At 58.4% G+C, this 14,325-nt stretch carries 13 protein-coding genes; 6 read left to right on the top strand and 7 right to left on the bottom strand.

The features are described 5' to 3' along the window. Positions 1-236 precede the first annotated feature (236 nt). Positions 237-2,624: a glucose/quinate/shikimate family membrane-bound PQQ-dependent dehydrogenase gene (locus tag F3J36_RS12025; RefSeq protein WP_058770114.1), complete on the top strand. Its 2,388-nt coding sequence runs from the start codon at positions 237-239 to the stop codon at positions 2,622-2,624. A 59-nt stretch (positions 2,625-2,683) separates the two neighbouring features. On the opposite strand, the gene F3J36_RS12020 is transcribed toward F3J36_RS12025, so the two are convergent. From F3J36_RS12020 to F3J36_RS12010, 3 genes are all read right to left on the bottom strand, one after another. Further along, a complete protein-coding gene (locus F3J36_RS12020) occupies positions 2,684-3,913 on the bottom strand; it encodes an MFS transporter (protein ID WP_166719780.1) in 1,230 nt (409 codons plus the stop codon). A gap of 112 nt (positions 3,914-4,025) precedes the next feature. Continuing rightward, on the bottom strand, positions 4,026-4,916 hold the full coding sequence (locus tag F3J36_RS12015; RefSeq protein ID WP_058770045.1) for a LysR family transcriptional regulator: 891 nt from the start codon (positions 4,914-4,916) through the stop codon (positions 4,026-4,028). Between the two features lie 108 nt (positions 4,917-5,024). Beyond that, on the bottom strand, positions 5,025-5,393 hold the full coding sequence (locus tag F3J36_RS12010) for a helix-turn-helix domain-containing protein (RefSeq protein ID WP_021507794.1): 369 nt from the start codon (positions 5,391-5,393) through the stop codon (positions 5,025-5,027). Positions 5,394-5,582: 189 nt separating this feature from the next. On the opposite strand from F3J36_RS12010, the gene F3J36_RS12005 reads away from it, so the two are divergent. Then, a complete protein-coding gene (locus tag F3J36_RS12005; RefSeq protein WP_021507795.1) occupies positions 5,583-6,242 on the top strand; it encodes a response regulator in 660 nt (219 codons plus the stop codon). Further along, complete coding sequence (locus F3J36_RS12000) at positions 6,239-7,597, top strand: HAMP domain-containing sensor histidine kinase (RefSeq protein WP_166719779.1); 1,359 nt, start codon at positions 6,239-6,241, stop codon at positions 7,595-7,597. Before F3J36_RS12005 ends, F3J36_RS12000 begins: the two co-directional genes overlap by 4 nt. A gap of 226 nt (positions 7,598-7,823) precedes the next feature. Here the strand turns inward: F3J36_RS12000 and F3J36_RS11995 are convergent, their stop codons facing one another. Then, positions 7,824-8,138: a hypothetical protein gene (locus tag F3J36_RS11995; protein ID WP_166719778.1), complete on the bottom strand. Its 315-nt coding sequence runs from the start codon at positions 8,136-8,138 to the stop codon at positions 7,824-7,826. After that, the gene (locus F3J36_RS11990; RefSeq protein WP_166719777.1) at positions 8,135-8,383 is read right to left on the bottom strand and encodes a hypothetical protein; all 249 of its coding nucleotides are present in this window, start codon (positions 8,381-8,383) and stop codon (positions 8,135-8,137) included. Before F3J36_RS11990 ends, F3J36_RS11995 begins: the two co-directional genes overlap by 4 nt. A 643-nt stretch (positions 8,384-9,026) precedes the next feature. Between F3J36_RS11990 and F3J36_RS11985 the strand changes: the two genes are divergently transcribed. Next, positions 9,027-9,893: a nucleoside-specific channel-forming protein Tsx gene (locus F3J36_RS11985; RefSeq protein WP_021507798.1), complete on the top strand. Its 867-nt coding sequence runs from the start codon at positions 9,027-9,029 to the stop codon at positions 9,891-9,893. Positions 9,894-9,938: 45 nt separating this feature from the next. On the opposite strand, the gene yjdN is transcribed toward F3J36_RS11985, so the two are convergent. After that, entirely contained in the window at positions 9,939-10,376 is a 438-nt protein-coding gene (yjdN, locus tag F3J36_RS11980; RefSeq protein WP_058774910.1) for a VOC family metalloprotein YjdN, read from the bottom strand. Positions 10,377-10,447: 71 nt separating this feature from the next. Next, positions 10,448-11,347: a LysR family transcriptional regulator gene (locus F3J36_RS11975; RefSeq protein WP_058770043.1), complete on the bottom strand. Its 900-nt coding sequence runs from the start codon at positions 11,345-11,347 to the stop codon at positions 10,448-10,450. Between the two features lie 113 nt (positions 11,348-11,460). Between F3J36_RS11975 and F3J36_RS11970 the strand changes: the two genes are divergently transcribed. Together F3J36_RS11970 and F3J36_RS11965 are read left to right on the top strand one after the other, a co-directional pair. After that, complete coding sequence (locus F3J36_RS11970; RefSeq protein WP_059011921.1) at positions 11,461-12,774, top strand: amidohydrolase; 1,314 nt, start codon at positions 11,461-11,463, stop codon at positions 12,772-12,774. After that, the gene (locus tag F3J36_RS11965; protein ID WP_166719776.1) at positions 12,771-14,210 is read left to right on the top strand and encodes a M20 family metallopeptidase; all 1,440 of its coding nucleotides are present in this window, start codon (positions 12,771-12,773) and stop codon (positions 14,208-14,210) included. The genes F3J36_RS11970 and F3J36_RS11965 overlap by 4 nt, the downstream gene beginning before the upstream one ends. The last annotated feature ends 115 nt before the right edge of the window (positions 14,211-14,325 follow it).

The raw sequence follows: 14,325 nt of genomic DNA, 5'->3' as shown, positions 1-14,325 counted from the left end.
CGGACAGGATGGCGCAATATCCTCATAAAATGTCGTGTCACTGCCTGATAAAAAGAGCAAAGCGCTAAAAAAATCAAACCTGTTAACGTTTTTAAGATAAAATTTAACGCAAAGGGATCATCCTGCTTAACGGAAAAGCACTGACAGAACACCTTAAGTCACTTCGTACTCTATGTCGGGATACAGCCTAATCGGTTGTTTCCTTTGATTTTATGGCAAAGAAAGAGGTCAATATTATGGGGAAAGCTTCCTCATCTTTTGGCGTAATTCGCTTCCTGACGGTGCTGTTTGCACTGCTGACGGGCGCATTTATGCTGATTGGCGGCGTTTGGTTAGCCGCCATTGGAGGTTCCTGGTACTACGTTATTGGCGGTGTGATTATGCTGATCACCGCTGTTCTGCTGTGGCGCCGTAGCGGTTCCGCACTGCTGCTGTATGCCCTGTTACTGCTGGCAACGCTGGTGTGGGGCGTATGGGAAGTCGGCTTCGACTTCTGGGCGCTGGCACCACGTACCGACGTGCTGGTGATCTTCGGTATCTGGCTGATTCTGCCGTTTGTGTATCGCGGCCTGAATCATGCGGGTAAAGGTGCGCTGGGTGCGATGGCCGTTGCGCTGGTAGCCAGCGTACTGGTGCTGGCGTGGGCAGTATTCCACGATCCGCAGGAGCTGAATGGCAACCTGCCGGAAGCCGCTAACGTCCCGCAGGCCCAGCCGCTGAGTAACATCAACGATGCTGACTGGCCAGCCTACGCGCGTGACCAGCAGGGCACCCGCTTCTCGCCGCTGAAGCAGATCAACACCAGCAACGTGAAAGAGTTGCAGGTTGCCTGGCAGTTCCAGACCGGCGATCTCAAAACCGCCAACGATCCGGGTGAAATCACTGACGAAGTGACGCCGATTAAAATCCGCGACACGCTGTACCTTTGCTCGCCACACCAGATTCTGTTTGCGCTGGATGCGACGACCGGTAAGCAGAAGTGGAAATTCGATCCGGGCCTGAAGCCGAATCCAACCTTCCAGCACGTGACCTGCCGCGGTGTTTCATACCATGAAGTGCCTGCCGCTGCCGATGCCGCCAACAGCCAGCCTGCGCTGTGCTCACGCCGCATCTACCTGCCAGTGAACGACGGTCGTCTGTTCGCGCTGGATGCCGATACCGGTGCCCGTTGCCCATCCTTTGGCAACAACGGTGAGCTGGATCTGCAGCACAAGCAGCCGGTACAGACGCCAGGCCAGTATGAGCCTACGTCACCGCCAGTTATCACTGACACCACCATCGTCATTGCTGGTGCGGTCACCGATAACTACTCTACCCGTGAGCCGTCTGGTGCCATCCGTGGCTTCGACGTCAACACCGGTAAACTGCTGTGGGTGTTCGACCCGGGCGCGAAAGATCCTAACGCGATTCCGGCCGATGAACACACCTTCACCATGAACTCGCCGAACTCGTGGGCGCCGGCGGTATACGATCCAAAACTGGATACCGTTTACCTGCCAATGGGCGTTTCCACCCCGGATATCTGGGGCGGTAACCGCACACCAGAGCAGGAGCGCTACGCGAGCAGCGTTCTGGCGCTGAACGCCACCACCGGTAAGCTGGTGTGGTCGTATCAGACCGTGCACCACGATCTGTGGGATATGGACCTGCCGTCACAGCCGACGCTGGCCGATATCACGGACAAAGATGGCAACACCGTACCGGTGATTTATGCCCCGGCGAAAACCGGTAACATCTTTGTGCTGGATCGTCGTACCGGTAAGCCGGTCGTGCCTGCACCGGAGACGCCGGTACCGCAGGGCGCGGCGAAAGGTGACCACGTGGCACCGACCCAGCCGTACTCCGAACTGACCTTCCGTCCGAAGCAGAACCTGACGGACAAGGACATGTGGGGCGCGACGATGTATGACCAGCTGGTGTGCCGCGTGATCTTCAAGCGTCTGCGCTACGAAGGTCCGTTCACGCCGCCGTCTGAGCAGGGTACGCTGGTGTTCCCGGGCAACCTCGGTATGTTCGAGTGGGGCGGCATCGCGGTTGATCCACATCGTCAGATCGCGATTGCTAACCCAATGGCGCTGCCGTTTGTGTCTAAGCTGATTCCGCGCGGTCCGGGCAACCCGATTGAACCACCGCAGGGCGCAGAAGGCGGTTCCGGTACCGAAACCGGCATTCAGCCGCAGTACGGTGTGCCGTTTGGCGTCGAGCTGAACCCGTTCCTGTCGCCGTTTGGTCTGCCGTGTAAACAGCCGGCCTGGGGTTACGTTTCAGCGATCGACCTGAAGACCAACGAAACCGTGTGGAAGAAACGTATCGGTACCGTTCGCGATAGCGCACCGGTTCCGCTGCCGTTCAAAATGGGTATGCCAATGCTGGGTGGCCCAATCACCACCGCCGGTAACGTGTTCTTCATCGGCGCGACCGCAGATAACTACCTGCGCGCGTTCGATACCAACACCGGTGAGATGCTGTGGCAGGCGCGTCTGCCAGCGGGTGGCCAGGCTACGCCGATGACCTATGAAGTGAATGGCAAACAGTACGTTGTCATCGCGGCCGGTGGTCACGGTTCGTTTGGTACCAAGCTGGGCGATTACGTGATTGCCTATGCGCTGCCAGATGCGAAGTAATTTTTCGCACTGAAGTAAAAAAGCGGGCAATGCCCGCTTTTTTTATATGCCGGTCGGCATTACACTCGATCCTGCGGTTGAGGTTTACGCAGCACCCGCGCATTCAATAGCGCGCACAGCGCCATAATCACACAGGTGGCGAGAAACACCGGGCGCATGCCAAACGCGCCGCCGATAAAGCCACCGAACAGCGGGCCGCTCACCTGGCCGACATACTGGGCTGAGGTCGCATAGCCCAGCATTTTCCCGACCTGCCGCTGCGGCACATTATGACGAATCAACGCCGTCACGCAGGGCATCAGGCCGCCCAGCGCCATCCCCATCAGGAAACGCAGCACCACCAGTTGCCATGCCGCGCTAATAAATGCCTGCGGAATCAGCAGCAGCGCGCAGACCAGCAGGCCATAAATCAGCACGCGCGCATGTCCGATGCGATCGGCCAGCCGGCCAAGGCGCGGCGCGGAGAGAATGCTGCCCAGCGCAGCGGCCGCCATCACCAGTCCGGCCGTCACCGTCACCGCATGATCGCCGTGAACAAACTGCGCGATATACAGCGTGATAATCGGCTCAATCGACATGTTGGCAAAAATCAGCAGCATGCCCGACAGCCACATCAGCCGCACCACTGGCCGGTTGATCGACGCCTCCGGCTCATCACCCTCCCCGGCTGCGGCTTTCTTCGCCGCACGTGGCGCTTCTTTCAGCAGAAAAGTGGTGGCGAGAAACGCGAGAAAAATCACCGCACCGGTGAGCCAGAAAGTGTGGCGGATACCGATCAGCGGTGGCAGCACACCGCCCAGCAGCGGGCCGACCACGTTACCGGCCATGATGCCGGAGGACAGCACGCCCAGCGCCCAGCCGGTCTGCGCTTTCGGCGTTTGCGCCGCCACCAGAATGGTGGAACCCGACGCATAGCCACCGAGCAGGCCGGCCAGCAGGCGCAGCGCCACTAGCTGCCACGGCGCGGTGGCCATACCAATCAGCGACATGGCGACGGCCATTCCGAGGCTGGCGCGGATCAGCATCAGCTTGCGGCCATAGCGATCCGCCAGTTTGCCCCACAGCGGTGCCGTCAGCGCCGCGCTAAGAAAAGTGGCACCGTAGGCGGCGCCTGACCAGCGCGCAATTGCTGCCGGTTCCTGCACGCCCAGCTGCTTTACATAAAGGGGCAGAAAGGGCAGCAGCAGGGTCATGGCGACGATAGTACTGAACGAGCCCAGCACGCAAACCCACAAATTGCGCCGCCAGTGTTGCTGCTCAGGCGCTAACGCGATAGAAGAGTGCGACATAGTGATATCCCTGTTTTTGGCTTTTTTAGCAGGCTATCAGCGGTAGCACACATAAAACAGGGAGAAGCGGATATTTGCCAGCCAGCGCGCTATTGTTGCCAGAAAACAATAATCATGACGCACCCAGCGCGGTGATCAGCGCGTCGCAGAGCAAGGTGATCGGTGACGAGGGCTGCGGCTGCTCTTTCAGCAGCAGGTAACTGTGCAGGCGATCCATCTGCCATTCCGGCAGCACCTGCTGAATCTCGCCGCGCGCCAGCGCCTCCTGCGTCATATAGGCCGGCAGATACGCCACGCCGGTTCCGGCCAGGGCCGCATTGAGCAGCGCCATGCTGTTATTCGCGCGAAAGCGGCTGTGCACATCCAGCGCCAGGCGCTGCTTATCACGGCGAAACGGCAACGCCGCCGTGTGTGCCGGGCCGTGAAACAGCAGCAGATCGTGGCGCATCAGACGTTCAGGATGATCGATGGCCGGATGCGCGGCCAGATACGCTGGCGACGCATATAGTCCCCAGTCAATGCTGCTCAGCTCGCGGTAGTTCGCCACCTCCGGCGCACGTGCGCGGATCACAATCGCCACGTCCGCACTGGGCTGCGGATCGTCGCTGGTGGTCAGTTCGAGATCGACGTTGATGTGAATGTGACGGCGGATAAAGGTATTCAGCGTCGGCACCACGCACTGGCAGCCGAAGGTGATCGGCGCCTGCAGCCGCACGTTGCCGGCAGGCTGCTGATGCACCTGCTGCACAAACGCGTCGGCGCGATGCATCTCTTCCAGCATGCGGGTGCAGAACGGATAGTAAGCCTGGCCCAGCTCGGTCAGCGCCACTTTGCGCGTGGTGCGCTGCAGCAGTTTGATACCCAGCCGCACCTCCAGCCGGGCGATTTCGCGGCTGACGTGCGATTTTGATACCCCCAGCGTACGGGCCGCTTCGCTGAAGCTTTGCCGCTCAACGACGCGTGCAAACAGCATCATGGCGGTGAGATTATCGCTGTTGTCCATGTTCTCTGGCTGATTCGAAAGAGTGAGAACCGCAGCTTAAAAGTAAACACGCGAATGCGCACCCGATTTCCCGTTACGCAGCGGCCACGGGAAATCGGGCGAGGGATGTCACACCGCCACCGCTAGCGGAAACAGCAGGCGGTCCGGCTCGACGCGACGCTGACGCCGCAGCTGGCCTGGCGTGACGCGAAAATAATTTTTAAAGGTGCGGGTGTAAGCCTGCTGGGTATCAAAGCCGTAGCTCATCGCTACCTGCAGAATCGCCTCATCACTGTTGATCAGCGTGAGCGCTGACTCAGTCAGCCGGCGCTGGCGAATGTATTCTGCCAGGGAAAAACCGGTGTGCTGACGGAACAGACGTTGCAGATGCCAGCGGGAATATCCCGAGCGGCGTGCTACTTCATCCAGATGCAGATCGTGCCCTAAATTTTTTTCAATCCACTCCAGCAAACTACGGATAAATTCGCGCTGATTCATGACTTCCTCCGGCGTCGGTAAAATGTCCAGTGACGTCACTGTAGCGCGTTAAATTTATCCCTTAATTAGCAGAAAATTAGCGCAGAATTAGCAAGCAAAAAAACGGCTTTCCCGACGAAACAGCGCGCCAGGTTAATTCTGCGCTAATTATCGGGCGCTACACTGCGACAAGTTATTCAGGAGGGCATCATGCGTGTGCTGCTGGTAGAAGATGATGAAATGATCGGCGCCAACCTGCAGCAGGCGCTGGAGGCCGCCGGCTGGTCGGTGGACTGGGTGCGTGACGGCGTATTTGCCAGCAACGCCTGGCAGGAAGGCGGTTATACCTGCGTCCTGCTCGATCTCGGTTTACCGCGTGAAGATGGCATCAATGTGCTGCGGCGTGCGCGCACGCGCGGTGACATGACGCCAGTGCTGGTGCTGACCGCGCGTGATACCGTGCAGCAGCGCATCCAGGGCCTGGACAGCGGCGCCGATGACTACTTACTCAAACCCTTTGATCTGCAAGAGGTTCTGGCGCGTATGCGAGCCATCACCCGACGCCGCCACGGTGCGGCGGACTCCCTGCTGGGCAACGGCGACGTGCAGCTCGATATGATGACGCGTGAAGTGCTGTACAAAGGCCAGCGCGAGCAGCTAACCGCACGTGAATACGCCCTGCTCTATGCGCTGCTGGAACGTCCGGGGGCGATCCTGTCGCGTGAGCAGTTAGAAAACCGCATCTACGGCTGGGGCGAAGAGGTCACCAGCAACGCCGTGGACGTGCTGATCCACGGCATGCGGCGCAAACTCGATAACGAAGTGATTCGCAACGTGCGCGGTCTGGGCTGGCGGGTGCCGGCAATATGAGATCCTTTACGTTTATGCGGTCGCTGCGCAACAAACTGCTGGCCACGCTGGTGCTGCTGCATCTGGCGATGATCGGCGGTGTCACCTGGTATTTCTACCACTGCTATGGCGACATGATGGGCACCATGAAGGACGACCAGCTCGCCAAAATTGCCGATGCCTGGTCAAGCAGCCAGCGCATGCCGGCACTGATGCCGATGGTGATGCAGCAGGAGAAACTGAAAAGTACCTATATCGTTCAGCTCTGGGACACCAATAATCACCTGCGCGCCAGTTCCTGGCCGGCGCTGCATGCGCCCCTGCAGAGCAAAAAAGGCTGGTCAGATTTAAAAGTTGGCGACTGCGGCGATGACTGCCAGTGGCGCGTTTACACCCGACCCGGCGAGCTGGGCAGCGAGATCGGCAATATTCAGGTGCTGCACAACGTCGGCTACATGAAGAGCCTGATGGTGAAACGCGTACTCTCCGCCATCATTCCGCTCATCCTGATGATGCCGCTGTCGCTGCTGGTGATCTGGCTGGTAGTGCGGGCCATTACGCGCGATCTGCGCGTGGCGTCGCGCCAGATTGCGGCGCAGGAAACCCTGCATCCGCACAGCGTGTCGCCGGACGGTCTGCCGGACGAAGTGCTGCCGCTGGTGGATGCCTATAACTCGCTACTGGATAAACTACGCGCGGCCTGGTCGTCACAGCGCCAGTTCCTTGAGGATGCCGCGCATGAACTGCGCACGCCGGTCACCGCCGTCACATTACAGCTGGAGAACCTGCGTCAGCACATCCTGCCGGGCGAAGCCAGCCGCCAGTTTGATCAGCTGGAAGCGGGCGTCACGCGCACGCGCCATCTGGTGACGCAGTTGCTTAATATTTCACGCCAGGAGGATCAGTCCGTGGTCGCCAGCGTCGAGACCATTGAGCTTGATGACCTGCTGAAGGAGAGCATTGAGCAGCTGATGGTGGTGGCGGACAAGCGCGGCATTGATATCGGCTTCAACGGCACCGCGCACTATCGTCTGCACGCCAGCCGCTCCGATCTGCGCAGCCTGTTCGATAACCTGATCGGCAACGCCATGCTGCACACGCCGGAAGGCAGCCTGGTGGATGTGCTGCTGCACCGCGTCGGTCATCATACGGTGGTGGATATTGTCGATAACGGCCCCGGCATGCCGGAGTCGTTTATCGAGCGCGCCTTCGATCGCTTTACCCGCTCGCCGGATGTCCAGGCGCAGGGCAGCGGCTTAGGATTATCGATCGTGCGCAGCGTGGCGCAGAAGCATCAGATGCAGGTGGCGCTGTCGAATTGCCTTAACCCGCAGGGTGAGATCTGTGGATTACAGGTAAGAGTGACACTACCGTAAGGTTTGAGCGGGCGCTGCCGCAGGGTTAACAGGGCTATAAACATCAAAGGTTAGAGCTCTATGCATATAGCATGGCAAGACTCATTATTGAGCCTCAGACATGCCGTTTTCCATTCCCTGCCCCCAACCATGTCAGAGATATAAAAACATGCGTCTTTTTTTCCTGACATTGAATATATCATGACTCAATGTCTATAAGATCCATTCACAATGACATGAAAGAAAATTAAAGTTTCTTTTTAAACATGAATGCTTTGAAACCCAGCTTCATGGGTGTCATAAAATAAATTATAGGGATGACGACCAGCATCGTAAAAGAATATGACAAAATCTCTGCTTTATCCCCAGTGAAAATATAAAATATCCATACGGAAGTCAAAATCGCAAGCAGGACACAAAAAACGATAAATCGTCTCCTCAACTCTCCAAGCAATGATGAATACGTTGCGCCATCCTCCCCCAGGTATTGTCGTATCGCGGCAATATCTTTGCCGGTGAAGCCGTTTCTGGCAAGTGTCTCTTCAAATTCGATATTGTTCATTTTGTAGCCTCTTCAGTCTGAGAAAGGCTACGTATACGGGGTGTCAGTGACAGACCATATCCAATACAGCCAACAGCCAGAATCACGTGAAAAAGAAGCGCTGCGGGTTCTTCCGGACCGGTGAACACATTCAGTAGGGTCTGCATACCCACGGCAGCGCCGCCAATAATACTCCAGAGCCTCAGCCGTTTCGTCTTACGCAGCAGTTTACCCGCATCTTGCGGCTTAGTTTTATCTCGCTTCATCCTTGTCCTTTTCGTTGACTGACCGATACGCTGTGACTTAGTGCCTCATAAAGCAGGTGATGTCAATAACGGGAAAAATGATCCGCTTATCGGTCAACAGCTCTTCACCCTTTCATACCCATCAAAGTCCGCCTTCGGAGCGGGCTATATGGAAGCGTTAGCTGAAAATTTAAATCAATGCGCGCAGCGCATCAAAGTTTAAATAGCTCAATCCTTAATTACAACGCGGACTGGCATCGCTGATGCACGGAAATTATTTCAGGTCGAGCCAACAGAGTGTCGGTGAAAGCTGGCGTTTAACCCTGTCTGGCAAATCACTGTCGGTCCAACGAAGGCAATTACACCTCTCTCTTCGGGTTCAGACAAGGTTCCGCATAATCCCGACAACGTAAACGGTTGCGGGGTTCCGTTCGTTACACGGCCTTTATGTGATCAACTTCACATATTTACTGAATCCAAATGCAACACTTTTTGACAAACGTGATCAAAATCTATTTTCTATCGCTCTGTTACAGGCACATTACGCGGGCCTGAAAATCCGGCGCGTCAGACCGGCGACAACAGCACACTGCCCATCCCCTGGGATCGATTTCACCCGATCGCAGCATTTGCGCGGCGATCACGAGCAAGTGGTTAAAAAATAATGAAATTTAAAACGTTGATAGCAGGGGCCTTACTGGCCAGTAGCTGGACCGGCGCCGCACAGGCGGCGGAAAGCGATCCGCAGTACCTTTCTGACTGGTGGCATCAGAGCGTGAACGTGGTAGGCAGTTATCACACCCGCTTCGGACCTCAGTTCAACAATGATGTGTATCTCGAATACGAAGCCTTTACTAAAAAGGACTGGTTTGATTTCTACGGCTACCTTGACCTGACCAACTTCTTTGGCGTGGGTAACAGCAATGCCAACGGTATTTTTGACCACGGTTCGCCGATGTTCATGGAAATTGAGCCACGCTTCTCCATCGATAAGCTGACCGGCACCAGCCTGGCGTTCGGACCGTTCAAAGAGTGGTACTTCGCTAACAACTACATCTACGACATGGGTCGCAACAGCGACAGCCGTCAGAACACCTGGTATATGGGTCTGGGTACTGACATCGATACCCATAGCGATATCGGCCTGTCACTGAACGTGTACGCGAAATACCAGTGGGAAAACTACGGTGCGGCGAACGAAAACAGCTGGGATGGTTATCGCTTCAAGGTGAAATACTTTGTGCCGATCACTGATCTGTGGGGCGGCAAGCTGAGTTATATCGGCTTCACCAACTTTGACTGGGGTTCCGATCTGCGTGACAAGTCTGACCGCTCGCGCACCAGCAACTCGATTGCCTCCAGCCACATTCTGTCGCTGAACTACGATCACTGGCATGTCTCTACCGTGGCGCGTTACTTCCACAACGGCGGCCAGTGGGCTGATGGCCAGGAGCTCAACTTCGGCAACGGTCCGTTTGAAGTGAAATCAACCGGCTGGGGTTACTACCTGGTGGTGGGTTACAACTTCTAAACCACTTCCGGCGTGGCCGCTCACCATCGCGGCCACGCCAGTCTGTTACGCCTGTGGCTTCACCACGTTGATGCGCCATGGGATGCCAAACTTATCGATAAACATCCCGAAGCCGTTCGACCAGAAGGTTTTCTGCCATTCAGTGGTCACTTTGCCGCCCGCAGAGAGCTTATCAAACCAGGCTTTACCCTCCGCTTCATCTGGCGTGGCCAGGCTCACCGCATAACCGGCATGTTCGGACGCCGGTGGCTGGGCGGTATTGCCATCACTCAGCATCAGCTCGCCCTGACCAATGCGCAGATGCGCATGCATAATCTTTTCCGGCGGCAGCGGCGGCGCCGACCGATCGCCCACCTGTTCGCCCTGCTCCGGCATATCGCCAAACGTCATTTTTTGCAGAATTTCGCCGCCGGTGGCCTCCAGATAGAAGGCAATGGCTTCTTCACAGCGGCCGTAGAGAAATAAATAAGGACTCACCTGCATCGTAACCTCCGTTGAGAGTGCGTTAACGCGTGTCGTACACCTAAAGTGTAGACGATGCAGTTTTTCGCCCGTCACGGCTGGCAGTAGCGGCGGAACAGCTGCGCCATGTAAGCGCTCATCGGCGTCAGCGCGGTGTCTTTACGCTGAATCAGATAGAAGGTGGCTTTCGGCAGCGGATCGTCGAGATCCAGCGCGATCAGCTGCCCGCCGTGCGTAGGGTCTTCAATCACGTCGCGCGAAATGATGCTGACAAAATCACTCTTCGCCACCAGGCTGGTGCAGGCCATAAAGGTCTCGCAGGTCACCGCGATTTTGGGTGCCATGCCGCGCTCACCGAACAGGTCATGCAGCAGTCGGTAATAACTGCCCTGCGGTGTCGGCATAGTCCAGTCGCAGTGCTGCAACTCGGCCAGCGAGCGCGCATGCGCCATCGGATGCCCTTTACGCATCACCACCTGATACTCGCGCTGCATCAGCCGCTCGAAAATCAGCTCCTGATCGAAGTGATGCCGGTCGTAGGTATTGATGGTGAAATCCAGCGCGCCCTGACGCAGTTCATGCACCATCGACACCAGCTGGCCCTCCACGATACGCACTTTCACCAGTGGATATTCACGATGAAACTGTGTTATCACCTGCGGCATCACGGTACGCGCAATGCTGCCGCCCACCCCAATATTCACTTTGCCACCGGCCAGACCGAGCCGCTGCTGGATATCCTCCTGCGCCACGCGCAGTTCCTCCAGCACCAGACAGGCATGACGAAAAAAGGTTTCACCGACATCGGTCAGCATCACGCCCTGCTGGCGACGCTCGAACAGGCGCGCCCCCAGCGCCAGTTCCAGTTCCTGAATCGCTTTGGTTAACGCCGGCTGTGACAGGCCCGACAGCCGGCTGGCGGCGCGAATACTGCCCTGGCGCGCCACGTCAACAAAGGCGCGCAGCTGATGAAGTTTGAGATTGGCCGCCATGATCAGGTGATAACCGTTGTCTATCGGTCACAAGATATTCGCATCTTATGCGCCCTAATACCATTGTGTAGATTCGGTTGAATGCATAAAAAACCAACACTAAGGAACAGCCGATGAACACCCTTTCCGACCTCGTCAACGCGCGGATACCGCAGATGCAGACATGGCGCCGCGACCTGCACCAGTATGCTGAATCCGGCTGGCTGGAGTTCCGCACCGCCACGCTGGTGGCGGAAGAGCTGCATCGTCTTGGTTATCAGCTGCAGCTGGGCCGTGAGGTGATTGATGCCGATGCGCGCATGGGCCTGCCGTCTGCTGAAGTGCTGGCGCAGCAGGAAGCGCGGGCGCTGCAGCAGGGCGCGCTGCCACAGTGGCTGCCCCACTTCTCCGGCGGTTTCTGCGGCGTGGTGGCAACGCTGGACACCGGACGTCCCGGTCCGGTGATGGGCTTTCGTGTTGATATGGACGCGCTCGACCAGACGGAAAGCGCCGCCGCCGATCACCTGCCGACGCGCGAAGGCTTCGCCTCGTGCAATCCCGGCATGATGCACGCCTGCGGCCACGACGGTCACACCACCATAGGTCTGGCGCTGGCGGGCGTGCTGATGGCGATGAAGCACCAGCTGAGCGGTCGCATAAAACTCATTTTTCAGCCGGCGGAAGAAGGCGTACGCGGTGCCAAAGCCATGGTGGCCGCGGGCGTGCTTGATGATGTCGATCTGTTCACCGCCATTCACCTTGGAACCGGCGTGCCGCCGGGCGAGATCGTCTGCGGCAGTGACAGCTTTCTCGCCACGACCAAACTGGACGTGCGTTTTACCGGGGTCGGCGCGCATGCCGGTGGCAAACCGGAAGAGGGACGCAACGCACTGCTGGCGGCGGCGCAGGCTACGCTGGCGCTGCACACTCTGCCACAGCACAGCGGCGGCGTGGCGCGCGTTAACGTTGGTGTCTTACAGGCCGGCAGCGGACGCAACGTAGTGCCGGATGTTGCGCTGATGAAGGTGGAAACGCGCGGCGCGAGTAATCAGGTTAATGACGATATCTATCAGCAGGCGCTGCGCGTGATTGCCGGTGCCGCGGCGATGTACGGCGTTGAGCACGAGGTCACGCTGATGGGCGGTGCACGCAGCTGCACGCCGAGCCCGGCGTGGGTCAGTTTTATCCATCAGCAGGCCGAAGCGCTGGGTCTGTTCAGTTCGGTGATAGACAGCAAACAGCAGGCGGCCGGTTCCGAAGATGCCACCTATATGATGGAGCGCGTGCAGCAGCGCGGCGGCCAGGCGTCTTACGTCATCTTCGGCTGCGAGCTGGCGGCGGGCCACCACAATGCGCGGTTCGATTTTGATGAAGCGGTGATGGCTACTGCCGTGCAGATGCTGGCTACGCTGGCGCTTAACCAGACGCAATTCGGCGGTGCCCGATGAGCGCACACGACTTTATCGATCGCTATATCGACCAGCATCAGGCGCGCTTCAGTGCCCTCAGCGATGCCATCTGGGACGTGCCGGAAACCCGTTTCGAAGAGACGCAATCGTCTGCGCTGCTGGCCGATGCGCTGGCGCAGGAGGGGTTTGAGGTCGAGTGCGGCGTCGGCGGTCTCGATACCGCATTTATCGCCTCAATCGGCCACGGCCAGCCGGTGATCGCCATCCTCGGCGAGTTTGATGCGTTGGCCGGCCTGAGCCAGCAGGCGGGCTGCGCCACGCCCAGCCCGCTGGTGGAAAACGGCAACGGTCACGGCTGCGGCCACAACCTGCTCGGTACCGCCGGCCTGGCCGCCGCTTTCGCCATCAAAGCCTGGTGGGCAGAACAGGGCGGACGCGGCACGCTGCGCTTTTACGGCTGCCCTGGCGAGGAGGGCGGCTCGGGTAAAACCTTTATGGTGCGCGAGGGGCTGTTTGATGATGTCGATGCTGCCGTGACCTGGCACCCGGAAGGCTTCAGCGGCATGTTCAACCTCAGCACCCTCGCCAATATTCAGGCGGCGTTTCACTTCAAAGGCGTGGCAGCGCATGCCGCTAACTCGCCGCATCTCGGGCGCAGCGCGCTGGACGCGGTGACGCTGATGAATACCGGCGCAAATTTCCTGCGCGAGCACATCGTGCAGGAGGCGCGCCTGCACTATGCGGTCACCCAAACCGGCGGCGTATCGCCCAACGTGGTGCAGGCCGATGCCGAAGTGCTGTACCTGATTCGCGCGCCGCAGCTCGACCAGGCCCAGGATATCTACCAGCGCGTGATCAACATCGCCAAAGGCGCGGCGCTGATGACCGATACGCAGATGACGGTACGTTTTGATAAAGCCTGCTCCAACTATGTGCCCAACCGCGCGCTGGAAGCGGTGATGGAACGTAATTTGCACCTTTTTGGTCTGCCGCACTACAGCGCGCAGGAACAGGCGTTTGCGGCAGAGATCCGCGCCACGCTGAGCAAAGACGATCTGCGTAACGCGCGACTGAATGCGGCGCGCACCGGCGGCGAAGCGGGTATCGCCTGGGCTGAGGCGCTGGGGGATAAAGTGCTGATGGATGAGGTAGCGCCGTATGCGGTCACGCGAGAGTTGCTGTACGGCTCAACTGACGTTGGGGATGTTAGCTGGGTAACGCCGACGGCGCAGTGTTTTGCCCCCTGCTTTGCCTTCGGCACGCCGCTGCACACCTGGCAGCTGGTGGCACAGGGCCGCACGCCGATTGCCCACAAAGGGATGTGCCTCGCCGCCAAAGTGCTGGCCGCCACCGCGCTGACGCTGTTGCACGATGCCGCCGCGCTGGCGCGCTGTCGTGAAGAGTTTGACCGCGTGCGCCGTGAGCAGCCGTACGTGTGCCCGATTCCGGCCGGCGTGCAGCCATCGACATTATAAAGCGAAGCGCACTGGCCCGTAGCGGCGCGATTAATCGCGCGGGTTTAACAAGACGCGCAATAAATTGCGCCGCTACAGGCTGGTGTGAAAGGTCACTCCGCAACACATGCGGAAG

Origin of the sequence: Pantoea sp. Cy-640, assembly GCF_011752635.1 — a bacterium.
In the GTDB taxonomy this organism is placed as follows: domain Bacteria; phylum Pseudomonadota; class Gammaproteobacteria; order Enterobacterales; family Enterobacteriaceae; genus Pantoea; species Pantoea dispersa.
The sequence above is the reverse complement of the archived record's forward strand: the minus strand, read 5'-3'. Positions and strand labels throughout refer to the sequence as shown.

Excerpts from the sequence above, each read along its gene's own strand:
- F3J36_RS12005 (WP_021507795.1), top strand. The coding sequence starts at position 5,583 with ATGCGTGTGCTGCTGGTAGAAGATGATGAAATGATCGGCGCCAACCTG.
- F3J36_RS12000 (WP_166719779.1), top strand. The coding sequence starts at position 6,239 with ATGAGATCCTTTACGTTTATGCGGTCGCTGCGCAACAAACTGCTGGCC.
- F3J36_RS11990 (WP_166719777.1), bottom strand. The coding sequence starts at position 8,383 with ATGAAGCGAGATAAAACTAAGCCGCAAGATGCGGGTAAACTGCTGCGT.
- F3J36_RS11970 (WP_059011921.1), top strand. The coding sequence starts at position 11,461 with ATGAACACCCTTTCCGACCTCGTCAACGCGCGGATACCGCAGATGCAG.
- F3J36_RS12025 (WP_058770114.1), top strand. The coding sequence starts at position 237 with ATGGGGAAAGCTTCCTCATCTTTTGGCGTAATTCGCTTCCTGACGGTG.
- F3J36_RS11975 (WP_058770043.1), bottom strand. The coding sequence starts at position 11,347 with ATGGCGGCCAATCTCAAACTTCATCAGCTGCGCGCCTTTGTTGACGTG.
- yjdN (WP_058774910.1), bottom strand. The coding sequence starts at position 10,376 with ATGCAGGTGAGTCCTTATTTATTTCTCTACGGCCGCTGTGAAGAAGCC.
- F3J36_RS11965 (WP_166719776.1), top strand. The coding sequence starts at position 12,771 with ATGAGCGCACACGACTTTATCGATCGCTATATCGACCAGCATCAGGCG.
- F3J36_RS12010 (WP_021507794.1), bottom strand. The coding sequence starts at position 5,393 with ATGAATCAGCGCGAATTTATCCGTAGTTTGCTGGAGTGGATTGAAAAA.
- F3J36_RS11995 (WP_166719778.1), bottom strand. The coding sequence starts at position 8,138 with ATGAACAATATCGAATTTGAAGAGACACTTGCCAGAAACGGCTTCACC.
- F3J36_RS12015 (WP_058770045.1), bottom strand. The coding sequence starts at position 4,916 with ATGGACAACAGCGATAATCTCACCGCCATGATGCTGTTTGCACGCGTC.
- F3J36_RS11985 (WP_021507798.1), top strand. The coding sequence starts at position 9,027 with ATGAAATTTAAAACGTTGATAGCAGGGGCCTTACTGGCCAGTAGCTGG.
- F3J36_RS12020 (WP_166719780.1), bottom strand. The coding sequence starts at position 3,913 with ATGTCGCACTCTTCTATCGCGTTAGCGCCTGAGCAGCAACACTGGCGG.